We start from the raw sequence: 20,974 nt of genomic DNA on the forward strand, positions 1-20,974 counted from the left end.
GAGCTTATTCCTGAACCGATGATCTGAGGTCATGTTGCAGCTTTTCGAGCATTGGAGCAGGCATGTTCAATCCCTCGAAATCGCAATATTCATCAAGAAGTTCGGGAGATTTCTTTTTGAACTTGGCGGTGTCTACTTCACCCTCATTATTCACAGCTCCGACCTTATAAAGAATGTCAGCCGTTGCTTTGATCGAGATACGTCCAAGTTTGAACGCGATTACTTCCTGTTGATCTCGCGCCATGATCGTAGTTGTGTCCAGCTTAAACTCTGAAGGCATATCTAGCGTGAGGTCCATGACGCTAATCTTGTTGGTTTCCAGAGCCTCATAATATTGCTTGCCTAGATCGTAAGCTTTTTGTGTGAAACTGGATGACAGAAGGTATGAAGAGGCCGCTGGTTTTACAATATTTCCGATGTTTTGGATGAGGATAGCGCATTGAAAATTCTTTAGGGATTTAGCGGGAAGCGCTAGATAATCTTGCTTGGTTAGTTCTTGGGTTTGCGCCGGTGCAATAGACAATAAAGAAGCAGCTATAGATGCACAAAATATGGCTCTCAAATTCATGGCTTCCAATCTCCTGATAAAATAAAAGGGCTCCGAAGAGCCCTTAGTAAAATATTCTCTTACGAAATCAATCCGGCAACTTCCGCACCGCGCCTTTGGCGGCACTGGTTGCCATGGAGGCATAAGCCTTCAGCGCGGTTGAAACCTTGCGCTTGCGCTCTTCCAGCGGCTTCCAGCCCGTTGCTTCCTGCTCGGCGCGGCGTTCGGCCAGCGTTGCATCATCAACAGCCAGATGGATCTTGCGGTTCGGGATGTCGATATCGATGATATCGCCTTCGCGCACCAGACCAATGGTGCCGCCTTCGGCTGCTTCCGGCGAAACGTGACCAATCGAGAGGCCTGAAGAACCGCCCGAGAAACGTCCGTCGGTGATCAGCGCGCAAGCCTTACCCAGACCCTTCGACTTCAGATAGCTGGTTGGATAGAGCATTTCCTGCATGCCGGGGCCGCCGCGCGGGCCTTCATAGCGGATCAGTACAATGTCGCCAGCCTTGATCTTGCCGTTCAGAATGCCGAGTACTGCGGTATCCTGACTTTCGAAGATGCGGGCAGGGCCGGAGAACTTCAGGATGGAATCGTCCACGCCTGCCGTCTTCACGATACAACCGTCTTCGGCCAGATTGCCGTAAAGCACGGCCAGACCGCCATCCTGACTGAAGGCATATTCCTTGGAGCGGATGACGCCTTTTTCACGGTCTGCATCGACGCTGTCAAAGCGACGTTCCTGTGAGAAGGCAACCTGTGTCGGCACGCCGCCGGGAGCTGCGGAATAGAACTTGTGTACCATTTCGCTCTTGGTGCGCGTGACGTCCCAATGATCGAGCGCCTTGGCCATGGTTTCGCTGTGCACGGTCGGCAGCGCAGTATTGATGAGGCCTGCCTTGTCGAGCTGACCGAGAATACCCATGATACCGCCTGCGCGATGCACGTCTTCCATGTGAACCGTGTTGTTGGCAGGTGCGACTTTGCAGAGCACCGGTACGCGACGCGACAGGCGGTCGATATCGGCCATGGTGAAGTCGATCTCGGCTTCCTGTGCGGCTGCAAGCAGATGCAGAACCGTATTGGTCGAACCGCCCATCGCAATGTCGAGTGTCATGGCGTTTTCAAAGGCCGGGAAGCTCGCAATCGAGCGCGGCAATACGCTTTCGTCGTCTTGCTCGTAGTAACGGCGGGCGAGATCGACAACCAGATGACCGGCTTCGACGAAGAGGCGCTTGCGGTCGGCATGGGTTGCGAGCGTGGAGCCGTTGCCCGGCAGCGACAGGCCGAGAGCTTCGGTCAGGCAGTTCATCGAGTTTGCGGTGAACATGCCAGAGCACGAGCCACAGGTAGGGCAGGCAGAGCGCTCAATCGCCTTGACCTGATCGTCGGTGTAGCTGTCGTCAGCGGCTGCAACCATCGCATCCACGAGGTCGAGCTTCTTGACCTGATCGTCCCAGACGACCTTGCCTGCTTCCATCGGCCCGCCCGAAACGAACACGACCGGGATATTGAGGCGGAGTGCTGCCATCAGCATGCCGGGAGTGATCTTGTCGCAGTTGGAAATGCAGACCATCGCGTCGGCGCAATGGGCATTGACCATATATTCAACCGAGTCGGAAATCAGCTCGCGCGATGGCAGCGAATAGAGCATGCCGTCATGGCCCATCGCGATACCGTCATCGACCGCAATGGTGTTGAATTCCTTGGCAACGCCGCCAGCTGCTTCAATTTCGCGCGCGACGAGCTGGCCGAGGTCCTTCAGATGCACATGGCCCGGCACGAACTGGGTGAACGAGTTCACCACAGCAATAATTGGCTTGCCAAAATCCTCATCCTTCATGCCGGTGGCGCGCCATAGGCCGCGCGCGCCAGCCATATTGCGGCCGTGGGTGGTAGTACGCGAACGATAAGGAGGCATTTTCAAACCTTTTAGCACTATTTCAGAGTGAACCTCGCCCTTTAAATAGGGTCGAAATGCGCTCTATTCTACTTTGTTGACGCACATCTTATCCGAAAACTGCTTCACACTTTTCGGGATGCACTAAGCTGTGATGCCGGTATGGCAGAACCATTTCCGCAGAGCAAAGCGCAAATTGCCCCAGCGCTTGCACCGGTCGCGATCCTTTATGGACATTGCGTTCAGCGGAAAAGTTCAGGCGTGCAACAGCAATTGCAGGCACCGACAGGATCAATCTAGCATATTGATGTTATAATGCAAAAGATTTAAAGCTTTAAACGTAAGGAAATTTCTTAAAGCTCATTTGTTGCAGAAGCCATGGCGCTATCGAGCAGCGCATTGGCTGTCTTCATACGCTGTTCTGCGGCCAGACGAAATTCTTGCGGTAACCGGTCTGGATGGTTTTGCGCGGCGAACTGTCGGCGCAGGCGTTGAAGCTCTGCCCGTTTCATTTCGGGCCGCAGATTAAGTTCCCTGCGAATGGAAGCTGGCGACTGGCTCTCCATGCGTTTTGCCAGTTCTTGCATTTCGCGATCTAGCTTGTCCTGATCGCTTTCAAAATCCTGAAGATCGAACTGTGGGACTATTTTTTCTGTCGGGTAAGTTCCGTTTGAAGCCGGATTGAATCCGGCGGAAAACACTGCGGATGCGAGACTAACAGTCGGGCGCGGCAGGTGTTCACCGCTGTCGCGCTCCGCTTGAGCCTCTTTCAATACGGTTGCAAAATCGGGGAAGCTGTGACGCATCAGACGCGTTGAGCCATATTGGGTGTAAATGCTGAAGCCAGCGCCCTTGTCAGTACATAGGGCGGAACGGGCTTCTGGAAGATCGGCATTTCCGGATAACGTGCCGCGAGATGTGCAGGTAATCCACCGCCAGTGTGAATGACGACGAAGATGTTCCGGCTTTTCAGCCTATCAAGAATGGGTTCGAGATCACCATCTGCCAGATTGACGTCGAGAATAGCTGCGTCGACATCCTGATTATTTATGATGTCTATGGCCTGCCTTACGGTGCCCACAGGGCCGACAACCGTTCCGTTGGCATCTTCCACAGTGGCGGCTACGTCGAGGGCGACAAAAATTTCGTCCTCCACGACCAGTACGCGCCTATGTTCAAGATTATCCATCTTCTTTCCAGTGTCGCTTTCGATCTAATCTTTTGTGAAGCCCATTTGGGCGGGCTATCACAGAGTCAATGCGCAAGGACACAGGGAGGTTCCCTGAGTGATCAGGATAATAGACTAATGGTGAATCAAATCTTTACTGCGCAGCTATTTATAACGTCGAGACGCGGGTATCGTATCGGATTCAGCCAGGTCAAACTTGCTCTAAAACGCGGTAAATGTGAGCGTTGTGAGCGAACGCACAATGTTTGGAATGTTCAGCACGTTTTCGTTGATGAACTTGCCGATATCGTCCCCTTCAGCGACATAGATTTTGGCAAGAAGATCATATTCGCCACTGGTCGAATAGAGCTCCGATACGATTTCACGCTGAAAGAGCGTGTCCGCAACCTCATAAGTCTTGCCGGGCGTGCATTGCAGTTGCAGGAAAACGGGCTTCATATCTCTTCCTTTCGCGGCAAGCCGCTCATTGGCCGCTGACCAGGTGTTGGCTCGCCGTATGGCTGGATTGCCGATTGCGTTTGCAGGTTTCAAGCACGGGCGGATATGTGAAATCAAGAGCGTTTCATCAGAACAGTCTGCGTTTCTATGGCCATTCTAATTTACTGAATTGTGTTTTTAATTCCGGAAGGCGATAAGAGTCACTGACAGTTGAAATTAAGATAATAATTATATGCTCTATGTACTGCCCGCCGTCCTGCTCCTGTTTTCACTGGCCTTCGTCGTTGTCTGGGCTGTAGATAAACTGCGTCGCTATCTTTTGTGGTGCGCGTTGTGCTTTCTCTGCATTGGCTTGGCCATGCTTGCGCAGCTTGTCGATATACCCGTGGATGATGGCCAGAACACGATGCTGACGGCCACAGTCTACGTGCTTGGCGCCTTGGCAGGCGGGCATGGGATTCTGCGCCGATCAGGTCTTAGTTTGTCGCTTTGGTTCTGTGTTGCAAGCCTTGTGCTGATCCTCGGCGGCATTATCTGTTTCCTGTATCTATATCCTAGTCTGCTCGGTCGGGTGTATGTACTCAATCTCGGGCTTGCATGTGTGATTCTGGGTATTGTCTGGCATCTGCGCGGCCTTGTTCACGGGTCTCCTGCCGACAAGCTCATCCTCGGCATGTTGGTTCTGGTTGCAGTCCAGTTTTTCCCGCGCACACTGCTGACTGCGCATTCCATTGTCAGTGAGGATACTCCGGTCGATTTTGCCTTCACGCCGTTCTGGCAGTGGACGGTTTTTTCAACGGCAGTCGCAGCGGTCATTGCTGGGCTTGTGCTTTTTGCAGCAGCGGGCGCTGATCGGTTCGATGAACTTGTTCATGAGCGCGATAGCGATCCCCTCACAGGGCTTCTCAACCGTCGTGGGCTGGAAGCGCACATGCTGGCCATGGAGCGCAACAATATTTCCGGTTGGGTTGTGGCTTGTGACATCGATTATTTCAAAACGATCAATGATGTTTATGGGCATGCAACAGGTGATGCTGTTTTGAAAGAATTCGCAGAGGTTCTGCAATCGCATTTAAGGAGCCGTGATTTGGCGGCACGTACGGGTGGTGAGGAGTTCATTCTCTATCTTGATGATATGCCCTCGGATGCCGCCTTCGCGTTGGTCGAGAATATCCGGGAAAGCGTTACAACCCACGAATTTTCTCGTCTTTCAACTGGTGTAAACGTTACGTGTAGCTTTGGTGTTGTCAGGCTTCGTCACAAGGATGATCTCTGGCAAGCAGTGGAGCGGGCCGACAAGGTTCTTTATGCCGCTAAAGAAGCGGGTCGTGATCGAACTTTGTTTGAAGAGAATTTTTCCTGACTGTACTGGGCGATCTTGTGGGGATGAAGGTCGATAAAATTGCCGTGAAGGTCGACAAGCTGACGCAAAGAGTGTGTTATTAAAGCATTTCCAGCAAAAGTGCGAAGCGGTTTTGTGTCGGATAATGCGTAAAAACAAATAGATAGAGCGGTTCCAATGGTTCAGTTTTAACTGGAACCACTCTAAACCTCTTTCCTGAATTCATACGAAGCGAGTTACCCGAAATCTCATGAAGTTTTTATCTGCTCTGATCCCGAATTCATTCATCGCTCGCCTTTTGTCGTTCGTTACTATGTCCGTCATCATCTCTGTGAGCGCGCCGTCCATGGCTATGACAGCACTCGAAAAGGCGCAGCTTGAAAAGCTCGATCCTGCAACGCGTCTTGAGCAGCGCTGCGATGTTGAGGCGATGGAGCGGATCAGCCGGGATGAGAGAAAATTTTCGGTCGACAAGGTTCTGGCTTATGCTTTTACCGATCCTGTAGCAGGAAAGAACAGCATTCAGGCTGACGGTGCTGCATTCCGCAGCCGTGAGCATTGGTATAAGCTCGCTTTTGTCTGCAAGACGGATGATGAGCACATCAACGTCGTGTCATTCGACTATGATATTGGCGATGAAGTTCCACAGGATCAGTGGGACAAGCACTATCTCGTCCCCTGAACATTATTGTTCACTGTCGTCAGCGCGACAGGACGAAAGAATTGTCACCTCTTTGGCTGAATCGTCGGCTTCGAGGTGGCTTAAAATGCCCAGTCCGTCTTTTTCAGCCCAGCGATAACTGTCCTGTTCATCCATGGCGACGTATTTTTTGAGAGCGTCGTGCCATTGCAGCGCAACCATCTTGCTTTCAGCGTCAAGCACAGCGAAAGCGGGCTCCTCACCAGCATGAATGTAGGTGACGGGCACAACAACTCCGCGTTCACAGACATAGTCGATGCGAATGACCGAGTCCCGGCTTATTGCTTGCGCCAGACCGGGGCTTGCCGTGAGAGCTGTCATGACGAATGTGATACCCGCATTGTATAGGCATTTTTGCATAGTGAAGTCCTCCTTCGCCCGACCTGCTATCTGATCTGTTGGCACTATTCTCACGTCTTAGAGCGCCGGGCGCCCTATTGGGCGCGCAAAGGTCGCTCTAACACTTTAAAATTATGCTCTAATATCGCAATCGTTCCTTTTGAAACATGAAACTCTGTTCGTCGTAACCAACTCAGCAAATTCGTAGCAGAAAAAGTCGCAGAATTTCAATTTTGTACCGGAACCGAATCCATCTTTGTCCGTTATAACTCTGCTGGTCGTTAGATCGGCCGGGACCCGGAGTAAATTTGCCCCCGCAATCCCAATCCGGGTCCCACTTTTAAGGGCGAGAATGATCATTCCTGAATTTATTGGGATTGATCGGTTTTTTCACAGCCGTTTATATTGATGAAATTGAGAAGAATTCATATTGAATCCCGGTGATTGCCGTATGACGCTTAATATTATTATTGCCTTTGTTATTATCGGATTGCTCTTGTTGAAATTCAAACGGCGTAAGACGGGCTTTTTATTATTAGGCCTTGGTGTCGTTTTATATGGTGCAATTGTTTCTGCAATTCTCCCTGATTATTTGATGAGCCGCCTGCAATCATCCTATTCATCGCAATTGCAGACGCAGCTTGAAGACAATACTGCCTTCGTCGTCTTCGGCATGGGAACCCAGACGGTCAATGTACAGGGTCAAAACGTGGTCGAGCTGCTTGCCTTCTCTTATGGGCCAATCTTGACGGCGGTTGCCATGAACCGTCAGTGTGTCGAGAAGAGTCTCAGCTGCAAGTTTATCGCCAGCGGCGGTGATGTAGCCGGAACGGGCATTTCCGAAGCCGCATCAATCGCCAAGCAGTTGGAAAATGCCGGTGTTGATCGGACGTCCATCCTGCTTGACGAAAAGAGCCGCAATAGCTGGCAGAACGCCAGGAATACGGCGGAAATCCTGCGTGAGATCAGACCGAGGAAGGTCGTTTTGCTGCAAGCTGCACCCATGATGAAGCGCGATCTTCTCTATCTGGCGCATTTCGGCGTGAAGCCCGAGCCAGTCGCTGCGGGTTATCTGACCGGATCGCAAACCAACATGTCTTCGGCAGGCCTGTATTTCCTGGCGACAGATCTGGCGCTCCACGAGGAAATCGGCGTCTGGCGCTATACGCTCTACAATTTTATGGGCTGGAACGAGCCGAAGCAGCAGCCGCTCGAACTGGAGCAAGCCACGAGTAGCCAGCCTGCCGCTGGAACTGTGCCGGTTGCTGTGCCTGAGCTGGTCCAATGAGTTAATGATACTATAGCTGGCATGTTTCGACATGCCAGTGGAAAAATTATCCCCGAATTCTCCTGCAAAGCGAGTAGATTTTTCGAAGTCGTTTCAAATAACGACCAACTTGTGGCATCCTGTCTTCAAAGAGCTCTGATACTGTCTTGGCCAATGAAACATGGAGGCGGTCATGAAGATATCGAGATTTTCGCTCACTTTGGCAGCATTGGTTGCTGCGGCTTCGCTGGCCGGGACGGTTCAGGCAAGTTTTGCCGATCAGACGCTTTTGAATGTGTCCTATGATCCGACGCGGGAGCTTTATAAAGATTACAATGCGGCCTTTGCAAAACATTGGAAGGATCAGACCGGCGAAAATCTGACCATCCGCGTTTCCCATGGCGGTTCGGGCAAGCAGGCACGCTCCGTCATTGACGGCGTCAAAGCTGATGTCGTGACACTTGCGCTGGAAAGCGATATTGACGCGATTGTCGAACACTCCGGTAAAATCGACAAGGATTGGCGCAAACGCCTCCCGGATAATTCCTCACCCTATACCTCCACGATTGTTTTCCTCGTGCGTAAAGGCAATCCCAAGGCCATCAAGGATTGGGGTGATCTGGTAAAGGATGGCGTCGAGGTCATTACGCCAAACCCGAAAACCTCGGGCGGCGCGCGCTGGAACTATCTGGCTGCCTGGGCGTGGGCCTATAAGGAATATGGCGGCGATGAAGCCAAGATAAAGGATTATATCGGCGAATTGTTCCGCCATGTGCCGGTGCTCGATACAGGTGCACGCGGTTCGACCACGACGTTTGTGCAGCGTCAGCTTGGCGATGTGCTGCTGGCTTGGGAAAACGAAGCCTATCTTTCGATCGCTGAATTCGGTGAAGATGCTTTTGACATCGTGGTTCCGCCGCAGTCCATCCTCGCAGAACCGCCCGTGGCGCTGGTCGATAAGAATGCCGATGAAAATGGAACCCGTAAGGTTGCCGAGGCCTATCTCGAATATCTCTATTCGCCCGAAGGTCAGGCGCTTGCATCCAAGCATTTTTACCGTCCATCCAAGCCGGACGTCGTGCCTGCTGACCAAAAGCGCGAGTTTCCGCAATTGCAGCTTGTGACGATTGATGATCCAATCTTTGGCGGATGGGCCAAAGCGCAGCCTTATCACTTCGGCGATGGCGGTACATTCGACCAGATCTACAAGCCTGCGAAGTAAATCCACTCGTGGTCTGATTCCGATAGGATGCAGTCACACGAAAGATCAATAAAAGGGAACAAATATTGATGTCTTCGCGCCCTGCACCGGTCAGAGCAGGGTGGCATTTCAGAAAACCGAGTGTCATTCCGGGCTTCGGACTGACACTCGGTTTTAGTGTCGCCTACTTGACCCTTCTTATTCTTATTCCGCTTGCGGCTCTCGTGCTGCGCTCGACCGATGTCGGGCTGTCGGGTTTTTGGCGTATCGTCACCGATGAACGCACCATAAAAGCGCTTGAAACCAGCTTTGGCACAGCCTTCATTGCAGCGCTTGTCAACGTTGTGTTTGGCGTGATCCTGGCCTGGGTGCTGGTGCGCTATCGCTTTCCGGGGCGACGGTTCATTGATGCAATCGTCGATATTCCGTTTGCACTTCCAACGGCTGTTGCCGGTATCGCGCTCGCTTCGATCTATGCACCCAATGGCTGGATCGGCAGCCTGTTGGCTCCGTTTAATATTCGGGTCGCTTTTTCGCGCGCAGGCATCGTCGTGGCGCTGATCTTCATCGGCCTGCCATTCGTGGTGCGCACAGTGCAGCCCATTATGGAAGAAATCAGCCGTGAGGTTGAGGAAGCTGCAGCAACCCTTGGCGCGTCGCGTTTCCAGACAATCTGGCGGGTGCTTCTGCCAAGTCTGCAGCCAGCGATTCTCACTGGCTTTGCACTCGCTTTCGCACGCGGGGTTGGTGAATATGGTTCCGTGATCTTCATCGCGGGCAACACACCCTATGTGTCGGAAATCGCACCCTTGCTGATCGTCATCAGGCTTGAAGAATATGATTATGCCGGGGCGACCGCGCTTGCGACCGTGATGCTGGCGCTTTCATTTGCCATGTTGCTGTTCATCAATCTGATCCAGTCCTGGACGAGAAAGAAGTATGGCTATGGCGAATGACATAACAACTTCGATGCGCAGTGCCGTGACGGAAAGTCTGCCGACGCGGCTCCTTTTGATTGGCATAGCGCTGGTGTTTCTGGCGCTCTTCCTCATTCTGCCGGTGGTCGCAGTTTTTGTCGAAGCCTTCCGTAAGGGAACGGAAGAGTATCTTACTGCGCTTGTTGAGCCGGATGCCTGGGCAGCAATCAGGTTGACCTTGTTGGTTGCGGCAATATCCGTGCCCGTCAATCTGGTGTTTGGTGTCGCCGCTGCTTGGGCAATTGCCAAGTTCGAGTTCAAAGGTAAGGCCGTTCTGACAACCTTGATTGACCTGCCATTTTCGATATCGCCGGTTATTTCCGGTCTTGTTTTTGTGTTGCTGTTTGCAAGTCATGGACTGCTTGGACCATGGTTATCGAGCCATAATATCCAGATACTCTTTGCGGTGCCTGGTATCGTGCTGGCAACACTCTTTGTGACATTTCCATTTGTGGCGCGCGAACTCATTCCGCTGATGCAGGAACAGGGAAGCGGTGATGAAGAAGCCGCAATTTCTTTGGGGGCAAATGGCTGGCAGACCTTCCGTTATGTCACCTTGCCCAACATCAAATGGGGGCTTCTCTACGGCGTTTTGCTCTGTAATGCGCGGGCGATGGGCGAGTTTGGCGCAGTTTCCGTGGTGTCGGGCCACATTCGCGGTCTTACCAATACGATGCCGCTGCACGTCGAAATCCTCTATAACGAATATAATTTCGTCGCGGCATTTGCGGTCGCCTCACTTCTGGCACTTCTTGCTCTCGTGACCTTGGCGCTAAAAGCATTTCTTGAGCTGCGTTATGGTGATGAACTGGCTGGCGGTAACGGGCATTAACAACTAACTTATATACGAGAATAAACCGCCCAAGCTTTGTTTTAGCAGTTGGCGGTAGGGGAAAGGATTGGGAATGGAAGTTCGTGTCGCCGGTGTGCGTAAAGAGTTTGCTCGCTTTCCGGCATTGCATAATGTGTCGCTGGACATCCGTTCGAGCGAGTTGATTGCTTTGCTTGGACCATCGGGCTCGGGCAAGACAACCTTGCTGCGCCTGATTGCCGGGCTGGAAAAACCAACCGAGGGCGCCATTTATTTTGGTGAAGAGGATGCTTCGCACAAAAGTGTGCAGGAGCGGAATGTCGGTTTCGTGTTTCAGCACTATGCGCTGTTTCGCCATATGACGGTTGCCGAGAATATCGGTTTTGGCCTGAAGGTTCGCCCGAGCAGTACACGTCCTGCCACCGTCGAGATTAGGCGCCGAGCGCTCGAATTGCTCGATCTTGTGCAGTTGAAAGGGCTTGAAAACCGCTATCCGTCGCAGCTTTCTGGTGGTCAGCGTCAGCGCGTGGCTCTTGCGCGCGCGATGGCTATCGAGCCGAAAGTCCTGCTTCTCGATGAACCGTTCGGAGCACTTGATGCGCAGGTTCGCAAGGAACTGCGCCGTTGGCTCCGTGAGATTCACGACAAGACTGGCCACACGACCGTGTTCGTTACCCACGATCAGGATGAAGCGCTGGAACTCGCAGATCGGGTGGTGGTGATGAGTCAGGGCCGTATCGAGCAGATCGGTACGCCTGATGAGGTCTATGATACGCCCAATTCGCCTTTCGTTTATGGCTTCATTGGTGAATCCAGCACTCTTCCTGTGCGGATAGAAAAGGGTGAGCTTTGGCTGGCCGATCGCAATATTGGTCTGACGGTCGATGGCGTTGCCGATGGTGAAGCTCGGCTGTTTTTCCGCCCGCACGATGTGGAGTTGCTTGACGGTTGCGGTGGTTGCATCGCCGGTACAGTCATTGCAAGCCGCAGGTCTGGCGGGAAACGCCGCGTGGAACTTGAAATCGGCGGTGCGCGTGAGCGCGTCGAAATCGAGATACCAGCAGAGCATCCGGCTTCGGAAAAAAGCCGCATCGCTTTCCGCCCTCGCTACTGGCAGGTTTTCGGAAATGATGATGCGCCAAATGCAATTGAAAACCCTCCGGTTTTAACCGAGGCTCAGGCCTAAAACAGGCTGATCAAAGCACGACCTTATCAAACTGACATCCGCATTTTTTAACAGATGCGGATGTCTTTTATCTTTTAGAGCGCCGTGCCTCCCATGGGCGCACGAAGGCCGCTCTAACAGGTAAAAGTACCCAGTAGGGCGAAGTGCGTGCCCGAGGCATTTTCGCAATCTAATACGCAGAGTAGTATTATTCTTATTTTCAGTATGTTAGGGTTGTAAAAGGCGCATATTTTATAACGCAACATTAATGTTCGGAAAGAATTGTGCGTTGCGATTCAAACGGTTTGAATATCAGCACAACCCGTCGTCGCATTTTGGCCAAATGATATCGACATTCAGGGAACCGAATACGGATACTGTCGTTCCCCTGATATGAAAATTCTCAGTGCATTCAGTATCCACCCGCCGCATTTAACTTATTCCCTTCGGAAAGGCTGTTAAGGCACATGCCGGAATTGTCTTCTTCGCCGTCTAATTCGTCCATTGCCGATCGCAAGACTTCGGATCAGATTCCGCCCGAGCAACCCTCTCCGATACGTGCTCTTTACAAAAGCGAGGATGAGCTGCGCGAACTCGCGGCCTCCGTTGCACGTGGCGAAGAGCTGGATTTGCCCGGCTATCAGGCTTTTGAGTTCGATCAGCGCCTGTCTGAAAATGGCAAGCTGATCCTGCACGCATACCGCTCGTCCGATGCGGCTTCTCGCGCTGGCGAGACGATTACGCCAGCCGCACAGTGGCTGCTCGACAATCATTATCAGATCGACAAGACCGTCCAGCAGACACGCCGCGATCTGCCGCGGAAGTTCATCCGCCAACTGCCGCCCTATGAGGCCCGCGTTGAAAAATATCAGGACATGCCGCGTATTTTTGCGCTTGCATGGCTTTATGTTGCTCACACCGACAGTAATTTCTCGCTCAAGTCGCTGACGGCGCTTGTTCAGGGCTTTCAGACTGTCGAGCCGCTGAAGATTGGTGAACTCTGGGCGCTGCCATCGGCTGTGCGGTATTTCCTCATCGAGAATGCGCGTCGTCTGGCGCTGCGCGTTGATCGCGCGCGCAACATGCGCAATCTCGCCAATACTGCTGCTGATCGCATCGTCGTTGCCACTGATAAGGATGAGCTCGACACGGTTCTGGCGCAATATGCGCAAGCAGCACGTGACAGCACATTTGCCACGCATCTGCTTTATCGCCTGCGCAGCGCCTCGACCGATACATCGGCTGCCGCAAGCTGGCTTGAGCGTATTCTCGAGCAGGAAGGCAGCAATCCCGAAGACGCCATCGTTGAAGAACATGCCCGCCAGTCCACCGGCGGTGTGACGATGGGCAATGTCATCACCAGCCTCAAAAGAATTGACGATATCGACTGGGAAACCTGGTTTGAAACCGTCAACGAGGTCGATGCAATTCTGCGCGACCATAGCGATTTTGAACTTCTGGATTTCCGTTCGCGCAATGCCTATCGCGTGACGATTGAAAAGCTCGCTCGCTTTTCGAATATGAGCGAAATTGACATCACCTGGGCAGCACTCAAACTTGCAGAAGACAGCAAGTCCGCGGGACCAGCAGATGTCAACGGCGCGGAAGGTAAGGGCTCGATCGCCTATTATCTTTCGGGCGAGGGACGCTCTGAGCTTGAAAAGATGTGCGGCTACAAGGCGCCATTCGGCGTCAAAGCCCTGCGCTTTTATCGTAATCTGGGCCTGTTGGGTTTCTTCATCCCAACAGCCATTTTCACGATTCTGATTCTGCTGACGGTCAATTACTGCATGAGTAGGGCCGGGCTTTCGACCGACCTGCGTACTTTGTTCACGCTGCTCGCGATTTTCCCGGCAATGGACGCGTCTTATTCGCTGTTCAATGCGCTGGTGCCGTGGTTTGTGCAACCGACGCGCTTGATCGGCTTCGAATATAAGGAAGGCCTGCCAGTTGAGGCGCGCACGCTTGTTGCCGTGCCAACGCTTATCAATTCGCGCGATTCCATCGACGAGCAGATCCGCAATCTTGAGGTCCATTATCTCACCAATCCACGCGGCGAAATCTATTTCGCGCTGGTCAGCGACTGGGTGGATGCAAAGCAGGAAATCACGCCTGCGGATATGGAAATCTACGAATATGCGCGCGATGAAATAGCCAAGCTCAATGAGCATTATACCGGCAGCGAACAGCCGCGCTTCTTCCTGCTTCACCGTCGCCGCCTGTTCAATGAAAAGCAGAGCTGCTGGATGGGCTGGGAGCGCAAGCGTGGCAAGCTCCATGAGTTGAATCTGCTGCTGCGTGGCGATCAGGATACGAGCTATTTCCCGCCGGACGAGCGTCTGCCGAAAGACGTCAAATTCGTCATGACGCTGGACGCGGATACGCGGCTTACGCCGGAATCGGTCACCAACCTCGTTGGCAAGCTCAGCCATCCACTGAACCGCCCGGTTTTCGATGAGAAAACCGGCAAGGTTGTTCGTGGTTATGGCATTTTGCAGCCTCGTGTGACGCCTTCGTTGACGACGGGCGATGAAGCTTCATTCCTGCAGCGCGTTTTCTCGGTCAATCGCGGCATTGATCCTTATGTCTTTGCCGTTTCCGATTCCTATCAGGATCTTTTGGGTGAAGGCACCTTCACCGGTAAGGGTCTTTACGATATCGACGCCTTTGAAATTGCGCTGAAAAATCGCGTTCCAGAGAACACGCTTCTCAGCCACGACCTGCTCGAAGGCGGCTATGCCCGCGCAGCGCTGGTCAGTGATGTCGAAGTCGTTGAAGATTATCCGACCGGCTACAATGTCGACGTGTCGCGTCATCACCGTTGGGCACGTGGCGACTGGCAGCTTCTGCCATGGCTGTTCTCGACAGGCCGCGGTGTAAGCGCGATCACGCGTTGGAAGATGGTCGATAATCTGCGTCGTTCGCTCAATCCGATCCTGTGGCTGATTGCAGCCATTATCGGCTGGAGTGTACTGCCAATTGGACCGGCTGCTGTCTGGCAAGGCTTCCTGATCATCAGCATGTTTGTGGCGCCGACCTTCGGCATCGTCACCAACCTCATTCCGTCAAATATGGACTATTCGCTTAAAGGCCATGCGCAGTCGGTTCTGACCGATATTGCACTGGGCACGGCGGATGTGGCGCTGCGCACCACCTTCATTGCGCATTCCGCGTTCCTGATGGCTGATGCGATTGCGCGCACGATTTATCGCCTGTTCGTATCACGCCGTAACCTGCTCGAATGGCGTACGGCGGCACAGGCCAAGTCCGCGCCCGACACGCTGCTGTTTTACTTCCAGATGATGTGGCCAGCCATTGTTATTGCGGGTCTTGCGATCTTCATGCCTCTGGCTGCAGAAAGCCACGCAGCGATGATTGCTGCACCCTTTGCCGTGATCTGGTTTGCGTCACCGCTGATTGCCTGGCTCGTCAGCCGTTCTGCGAAGCCGCAGGATACGCTGGAAGTGCTGTCCTCTGACAAGTCGGCTCTGCGCCGGTATGCGCGCCGTACCTGGCGCTATTTCGCCGAATTCACCAATGAAGAAAACAACCATCTTCCACCTGATAACTTCCAGGAAGATCCAGCTCCGATTGTTGCGCAGCGTACGTCACCAACCAATATCGGCGTTTATTTTCTGTCGGTGATTGCGGCGCGTGACTTTGGCTGGATCGGCTTTACCGAGACGCTTGATCGCGTTGAAGCCACCGTCAATACGCTTGAGAAGATGGAGAAATATCAGGGCCATCTCTACAACTGGTATGAGACCAATACGCTGACGCCGATGCGTCCGCTTTATGTCTCTGCCGTGGATAGTGGCAATCTCGCGGGCCATCTTGTGACGCTTTCGTCGGCGCTGGAAGAATGGGCGGAAGCACCATCTGTTTATCTCCAGGCCGATCTCGACGGTATTCTTGACGTCAACGACGTACTTGAGGAAACGATAGCTCGTATCCCGGATGATCGTCGTATCCTGCGTCCATTGCGCCGTCGTCTGGAAGAGCGGATCGCCAATTTCCGTCGTGCAGTGCGTACCATCAAGGAAGAGCCGGAAACGGCATCGTTCCGCACTATCAATCTGTCGCTCTTTGCGACCGATATTGTGCGCCTGATGGAAGAACTCGACAGCGAGATCGAAACACCTGCAAGTGCTGAAGCGCGTGAGTGGGCTTATATTCTCGTTGAAACCTGCAAGGCCCACACCGACGATTCGATGGGCGAGCACAACACCGACGAACTGCGTGAGCGCCTGCGTGATCTTGCATCCCGTTCGCGCCAGCTGGCCTTTGACATGCAGTTCGGTTTCCTTGAACGGAAAGAACGTCGTCTTCTGTCGATCGGTTTCCGCGTGCAGGAAAACGAACTGGACGAGAGCTGCTACGATCTTCTGGCATCGGAAGCTCGTCTTGCGAGCCTGTTTGCCATTGCCAAGGGCGACGTGCCGGTTGAGCATTGGTTCAAGCTTGGCCGTCTTCTGGTTCCAGTTGGCTGGAAGGGCGCTCTGCTCTCCTGGTCCGGCTCGATGTTCGAGTATCTGATGCCGCCGCTGGTTATGTCGGAGCCGCTTGGTTCGCTGCTTGACCAGACCAACAAGCTCGTTGTGCAGCGTCAGATCGACTACGCGACCTCGCGCGGTCTGCCTTGGGGTATTTCGGAAGCGGCATTCAATGCGCGTGACGCGCATATGAACTACCAATATTCGAACTTTGGCGTGCCGAACCTCGGCCTTCAGCGTGGTCTGTCGCGTAATGCGGTTATCGCGCCTTATGCGAGCTTACTGGCTTCGCAGTATCAACCCGCTGCGGCTGTCGCCAACCTGAAGCGATTGGAAAAGCTCGGTGCGCTTGGCCGCTATGGTTTCCACGATTCCGTGGACTTCACTCCTTCGCGTGTTCGCGAAGGTGAAACCTGTGCGGTGGTGAAAAACTACTATGCCCACCACCATGGCATGTCGATCATTGCGGTTAACAACGTGATCTTTGAAGGCCGCATGCGTGAACGCTTCCATTCCGATCCGGTGATCGAAGCAGCCGAACTGCTGTTGCAGGAAAAGGCACCACGCGAAATTCCAATGATCTATGCGAAGACGGAAAATCCGATGCGTGTGGATTCGGGCGGTTTCGATGATGCGCCAATGCGTATCATCGATGTGCCGTTCAAGGCTCCGCGTACGACGCATATGATGTCGAATGGTCAATATGCACTGATGGTGACGGCGAATGGCTCAGGCTATAGTCGCTGGCACAATTGGGACATCACCCGTTTCCATGCCGATGCGTCGGAGGATTTGCAGGGCACGTTCCTGTTCCTGCGCGACATGGAAAGCGGATACTGGTGGTCGGCGACCGGCGAGCCGGTACGCAACCCCGAGGAAGAAACCAAGACTGTCTTCACCGAAGACAAGGCGGAGTTCTACAAGACTGCCGGTGACATCAAGACGGTCATGGAAGTGATCGTTTCGTCAGAATCTGATGGTGAAGGCCGCAGGCTCGATATCATCAATACCAGTGCGCGGGATCGCGTGATTGAAGTCACGTCTTATTCCGAACTGGTGCTGACGGACAGCGACAGCGATGCAGCACATCCGGCATTCGCCAAGATGTTTGTCGAAACCGAAATCGCTGACAATGGCTCGACCATCTATGCGAAACGCCGCAAGCGTGCGCCGTCCGATCCGGACATTCATGTAGCCCATTTCGTGACCGACCTGTCGGGCTCGATCCGAGAGACAGAAGTCGAAACCGACCGTCGTGCTTTCATCGGTCGTGGCCGTTCGCTGCGTGATGCCGCAGCCTTTGATGAAGGTACGACATTCACGGGAAGCCAGGGCTGTGTGCTTGATCCGATTGCATCGGTACGCACCCGCGTTCGCGTTCCGGCGCATAAGAAGGTGAGCCTCGTCTTCTGGACCTTTGCAGGTGGAAGCCGCGATGCGGTTGAACATGCGGTCGCGATGCACCGTCATCCGGAGACCTTTGCGCGCGAATACTCGCTGTCATGGACGAGTTCGCAGGTTCAGCTCTACCATATCGGCATCAAGCCGGCGGAAGCTGCTGACTACCAGAAGGTTGCAGCCTATCTGCTCTATCCGGAGCGCACCTTGCGTCAGCCGCCTGAAACGATTGCAAGCGGCCTTGGCAAGCAATCCAATCTCTGGCCGATGTCGATCTCCGGCGATTATCCGATCTTTGCTCTTCGCATTGATAATGAAGCCGATCTTGATGTGCTGCGTGGCGTGCTGCGTGCGCAGGAATATTGGCGCAGCAAGGGCCTGACGGTCGACGTCGTTGCGGTCAACGAACGCGCATTCTCCTATGCGCAGGATACGCAACGCGCCATCGACTGGATCGTGGAAGGTTTCCGCGCTCGTGGCGGCGGTCAACCGCATATCTTTGCGGTTCGTCGCGATCAGATGAGCGAGGAAAGCTACAACACGCTTCTCGCTTCGGCTCGTATCGTCATGCATGCGCAGAACGGTTCGCTTGCCGAACAGTTGCGTCGAAGCGAGGAAATCACGGTTGATCTGGCCGCACGAAGCGACGCAAAAACACCCGCGATAGCTCAGCAGGGCCTTGGTGCAGCAGGGCTTGCACCTGTTGCGCTTGAGCGCGGCACCGAAGAGCGCCGTCCGGTTGCAAAGCCAAAACCAGTGACACGTCCGGCTCCAGCGGGCGACGATCTCCAGTTCTGGAATGGCTATGGCGGTTTTGCCGAGGATGGCAGCTACGTCGTGCGGATCAACAACCGCACAACCACGCCGCATCCATGGATCAACGTGATCGCTAATCCGGATTTCGGGTTCCATGTTTCGGCAGAAGGATCGGCCTTCACCTGGGCAGGCAACAGCCGTGATTATCAGCTCACCCCGTGGGCAAATGATCCGGTCACCAACCGTCCGGGCGAGGCGATCTATATTCTTGATCGCGAAACGGGCCGCAGCTTTGCACCAACAGCGAATGTGCTGCGCGACGAAGCTGTCACCTATGAAGCCCGCCACAGCCATGGCTACACCACGTTCTCGGCGCAGCACGGCGAACTGGCACTGGAACTCACCCATATTGTGGATGCCGAAAAGCCGGTTCGGCTTTCGCGTCTGACGATTACCAATAAGGGTCGGTCCAAGCGCAAGCTGCGTGCCTATGGTTATGTCGAATGGGTTCTGGGCAATGCCCGCGCCAAGAATGTGCCTTTCATCGTGCCATCACAGGATGAAGAGCTCGGTGCGCTCTTTGCTGGTAATCCGTATCATCCGGACAAGTCCGGTCAGGTGGCGTTCTTTGCGGCAACCGAAAAGCCGCAATCGGTCACGGCTGATCGTGGCGAGTTCATCGGTTCGACAGGATCGGTTGACAAGCCGGAAGTTGTGCTTGCTGGCAAAGCGCTTTCGGGAACGGTTGAAGCAGGACGCGATCCATGTGCAGCGCTTGCGCTCGATATTGAAGTCGGTCCGGGCGAAAGTCGTGAACTGGTCTTCCTGCTTGGCAATGCTGCCGATCAGCAACAGGCAAAGGCGCTTGTCGCAGAAAGCCGCAAGGCTTCGTTTGAAGAAAAGCTCGACGCTGCACGCAAACATTGGGAAGGTCTCTTCAACCGCGTACAGGTCAAAACGCCTGATCCGGCATTCGATCTCCTGATCAATGGCTGGCTGCCATATCAGGCGATTGCCTGCCGCATCTGGGCGCGTGCTGCCTTCTATCAGGCCAGTGGCGCGTTCGGTTTCCGTGATCAGCTGCAGGACACGCTGTCGCTTCTGCTGATTGATCCTTCATTGGCTCGTGCGCAGATCCTCAACGCGGCCTCGCGTCAGTTCCCTGAAGGCGACGTGCAGCATTGGTGGTTGCCTGCAACGGGTGCCGGTGTGCGTACGCTGATTTCCGACGATGTGGTCTGGCTTGGATATGGCACGTCGCTCTATGTGGAAACGACGGGTGATCGCGCTATTCTCGACGAGAAACTGCCATTCCTTGAAGGCCGCAAGCTGGAAGAGGGCGAACATGATGCGTTCTACGAGCCGCAAATCTCGAAGAACACTGAAAGCCTTTACGAGCATTGCGCATTGGCGCTCGATCTTGCGATTGAACGCACAGGCAAGCACGGTCTGCCACTGATCCTTGGCGGCGACTGGAACGACGGTATGAATCTCGTCGGCGTCAAGGGTGAGGGCGAAAGCGTGTGGCTCGGTTGGTTCCTGGCTTACACATTGCGTCAGTTCATCCCTATTGCTGAATCACGCAAGGATGCGAAACGCGCAAAAGCATGGGAGAAGCATCTCGATAGCCTGACCAAAGCGCTTGATCGCGATGGCTGGGACGGCGAATGGTATCGTCGTGGCTTCTTCGATAACGGTGCGCCGCTCGGCTCGAAAGACAGCGACGAATGTCAGATCGATGCTATCGCGCAGTCATGGAGCGTGTTGTCTGGCGTTGCTGATCCAAAGCGTTCCGAGCAGGCAATGGCTTCGCTCGAGAAATATCTGCTCGACGATCAGGGCGAATTGCTGCGTCTGTTCACACCGCCTTTTGACAAGACGGTACAGGAGCCGGGTTACATCAAGGGCTATCCGCCCGGCGTTCGCGAGAACGGCGGTCAGTATACGCATGGTGCGACATGGGCCATTCTGGCACTGGCTCGCATGGGCAAGGCCGCGGAAGCATGGCGTCTGTTCTCGCTCATCAGCCCGGTCAACCATGGACGCAATCCGGATGTCTACCGCGTTGAGCCATATGTGATCGCAGCCGACATCTATTCCGTCGAGCCGCGTCGCGGACAGGGCGGCTGGACCTGGTACACGGGTTCTGCTGGCTGGTTCTATCGCGTGGCGACGGAAGGCATTCTCGGTGTCACAAAACGTGGTGATCGCCTGCATCTTGATCCGGCATTACCGCCTGAATGGGACGGCTATGAAGCTGACCTGCGCTTTGGCGACGCGACCTATCACGTGAAAGTGGTGACCGGTTCCAAGACAAAGGCGATCAAGCTCAATGGACGTAAAATCACCAAGCCCGATGAAGGGGTTGCGATTAAGCTCGATGGTGAACATGAGATCATTGTAGAGCTTCCCAAATCTGAATGAAGCATTTAAAAAGGCGGGTGAAAA

The 20,974-nt window shown here is 53.9% G+C and carries 14 protein-coding genes; 8 read left to right on the top strand and 6 right to left on the bottom strand.

All coding sequences use genetic code 11. The features are described from left to right. Positions 1 to 4: 4 nt before the first annotated feature. The 5 genes from ACSME1_RS07805 to ACSME1_RS07825 form a co-directional block, all read right to left on the bottom strand. A complete protein-coding gene (locus ACSME1_RS07805) occupies positions 5 to 568 on the bottom strand; it encodes a hypothetical protein (protein WP_105705491.1) in 564 nt (187 codons plus the stop codon). A 67-nt stretch (positions 569 to 635) separates the two neighbouring features. Continuing rightward, complete coding sequence (gene ilvD / locus ACSME1_RS07810; RefSeq protein ID WP_105705489.1) at positions 636 to 2,471, bottom strand: dihydroxy-acid dehydratase; 1,836 nt, start codon at positions 2,469 to 2,471, stop codon at positions 636 to 638. 332 nt (positions 2,472 to 2,803) lie between these two features. Then, on the bottom strand, positions 2,804 to 3,256 hold the full coding sequence (locus ACSME1_RS07815) for a hypothetical protein (protein ID WP_105705487.1): 453 nt from the start codon (positions 3,254 to 3,256) through the stop codon (positions 2,804 to 2,806). Then, positions 3,256 to 3,639, bottom strand: coding sequence for a response regulator (locus ACSME1_RS07820; RefSeq protein ID WP_024898219.1), 384 nt, complete (start codon positions 3,637 to 3,639; stop codon positions 3,256 to 3,258). Before ACSME1_RS07820 ends, ACSME1_RS07815 begins: the two co-directional genes overlap by 1 nt. A gap of 201 nt (positions 3,640 to 3,840) precedes the next feature. Then, positions 3,841 to 4,077 (bottom strand): Lrp/AsnC ligand binding domain-containing protein, encoded by a 237-nt coding sequence (locus tag ACSME1_RS07825; protein ID WP_024898218.1) that lies wholly within the window; start codon positions 4,075 to 4,077, stop codon positions 3,841 to 3,843. Positions 4,078 to 4,309: 232 nt separating this feature from the next. Here ACSME1_RS07825 and ACSME1_RS07830 point away from each other — a divergent pair, with 232 nt between their 5' ends. Together ACSME1_RS07830 and ACSME1_RS07835 are read left to right on the top strand one after the other, a co-directional pair. After that, positions 4,310 to 5,440, top strand: a complete 1,131-nt coding sequence (locus ACSME1_RS07830; RefSeq protein ID WP_024898217.1) for a GGDEF domain-containing protein — start codon at positions 4,310 to 4,312, stop codon at positions 5,438 to 5,440. A 229-nt stretch (positions 5,441 to 5,669) separates the two neighbouring features. Beyond that, positions 5,670 to 6,101, top strand: a complete 432-nt coding sequence (locus ACSME1_RS07835) for a DUF930 domain-containing protein (RefSeq protein ID WP_024898216.1) — start codon at positions 5,670 to 5,672, stop codon at positions 6,099 to 6,101. 3 nt (positions 6,102 to 6,104) lie between these two features. Here ACSME1_RS07835 and ACSME1_RS07840 read toward each other — a convergent pair whose 3' ends face one another. Next, a complete protein-coding gene (locus ACSME1_RS07840) occupies positions 6,105 to 6,479 on the bottom strand; it encodes a hypothetical protein (protein ID WP_024898215.1) in 375 nt (124 codons plus the stop codon). A gap of 430 nt (positions 6,480 to 6,909) precedes the next feature. Between ACSME1_RS07840 and ACSME1_RS07845 the strand changes: the two genes are divergently transcribed. The 6 genes from ACSME1_RS07845 to ACSME1_RS07870 all read left to right on the top strand — a co-directional run bounded on the left by ACSME1_RS07845 (position 6,910) and on the right by ACSME1_RS07870 (position 20,950). After that, entirely contained in the window at positions 6,910 to 7,746 is an 837-nt protein-coding gene (locus tag ACSME1_RS07845) for a YdcF family protein (RefSeq protein WP_105705485.1), read from the top strand. 172 nt (positions 7,747 to 7,918) lie between these two features. Continuing rightward, on the top strand, positions 7,919 to 8,947 hold the full coding sequence (locus tag ACSME1_RS07850) for a sulfate ABC transporter substrate-binding protein (protein ID WP_024898212.1): 1,029 nt from the start codon (positions 7,919 to 7,921) through the stop codon (positions 8,945 to 8,947). A 68-nt stretch (positions 8,948 to 9,015) separates the two neighbouring features. Then, complete coding sequence (cysT, locus tag ACSME1_RS07855) at positions 9,016 to 9,882, top strand: sulfate ABC transporter permease subunit CysT (RefSeq protein ID WP_024898211.1); 867 nt, start codon at positions 9,016 to 9,018, stop codon at positions 9,880 to 9,882. Continuing rightward, entirely contained in the window at positions 9,872 to 10,735 is an 864-nt protein-coding gene (gene cysW, locus ACSME1_RS07860; RefSeq protein ID WP_024898210.1) for a sulfate ABC transporter permease subunit CysW, read from the top strand. Before cysT ends, cysW begins: the two co-directional genes overlap by 11 nt. A 73-nt stretch (positions 10,736 to 10,808) precedes the next feature. Continuing rightward, complete coding sequence (locus ACSME1_RS07865; RefSeq protein ID WP_024898209.1) at positions 10,809 to 11,900, top strand: sulfate/molybdate ABC transporter ATP-binding protein; 1,092 nt, start codon at positions 10,809 to 10,811, stop codon at positions 11,898 to 11,900. A gap of 446 nt (positions 11,901 to 12,346) precedes the next feature. Then, entirely contained in the window at positions 12,347 to 20,950 is an 8,604-nt protein-coding gene (locus tag ACSME1_RS07870; protein ID WP_024898208.1) for a GH36-type glycosyl hydrolase domain-containing protein, read from the top strand. Positions 20,951 to 20,974: the final 24 nt, after the last annotated feature.

Source organism: Brucella pituitosa (assembly GCF_965577835.1).
GTDB lineage: Bacteria > Pseudomonadota > Alphaproteobacteria > Rhizobiales > Rhizobiaceae > Brucella > Brucella pituitosa.

Coding starts and splice junctions, on each gene's coding strand:
- ACSME1_RS07825 (WP_024898218.1), bottom strand. CDS start 4,077: ATGAAGCCCGTTTTCCTGCAACTGCAATGCACGCCCGGCAAGACTTAT.
- ACSME1_RS07805 (WP_105705491.1), bottom strand. CDS start 568: ATGAATTTGAGAGCCATATTTTGTGCATCTATAGCTGCTTCTTTATTG.
- ACSME1_RS07835 (WP_024898216.1), top strand. CDS start 5,670: ATGAAGTTTTTATCTGCTCTGATCCCGAATTCATTCATCGCTCGCCTT.
- cysW (WP_024898210.1), top strand. CDS start 9,872: ATGGCGAATGACATAACAACTTCGATGCGCAGTGCCGTGACGGAAAGT.
- ACSME1_RS07840 (WP_024898215.1), bottom strand. CDS start 6,479: ATGCAAAAATGCCTATACAATGCGGGTATCACATTCGTCATGACAGCT.
- ACSME1_RS07830 (WP_024898217.1), top strand. CDS start 4,310: ATGCTCTATGTACTGCCCGCCGTCCTGCTCCTGTTTTCACTGGCCTTC.
- ACSME1_RS07850 (WP_024898212.1), top strand. CDS start 7,919: ATGAAGATATCGAGATTTTCGCTCACTTTGGCAGCATTGGTTGCTGCG.
- ACSME1_RS07865 (WP_024898209.1), top strand. CDS start 10,809: ATGGAAGTTCGTGTCGCCGGTGTGCGTAAAGAGTTTGCTCGCTTTCCG.
- ilvD (WP_105705489.1), bottom strand. CDS start 2,471: ATGCCTCCTTATCGTTCGCGTACTACCACCCACGGCCGCAATATGGCT.
- ACSME1_RS07870 (WP_024898208.1), top strand. CDS start 12,347: ATGCCGGAATTGTCTTCTTCGCCGTCTAATTCGTCCATTGCCGATCGC.
- ACSME1_RS07815 (WP_105705487.1), bottom strand. CDS start 3,256: ATGCGTCACAGCTTCCCCGATTTTGCAACCGTATTGAAAGAGGCTCAA.
- cysT (WP_024898211.1), top strand. CDS start 9,016: ATGTCTTCGCGCCCTGCACCGGTCAGAGCAGGGTGGCATTTCAGAAAA.
- ACSME1_RS07845 (WP_105705485.1), top strand. CDS start 6,910: ATGACGCTTAATATTATTATTGCCTTTGTTATTATCGGATTGCTCTTG.
- ACSME1_RS07820 (WP_024898219.1), bottom strand. CDS start 3,639: ATGGATAATCTTGAACATAGGCGCGTACTGGTCGTGGAGGACGAAATT.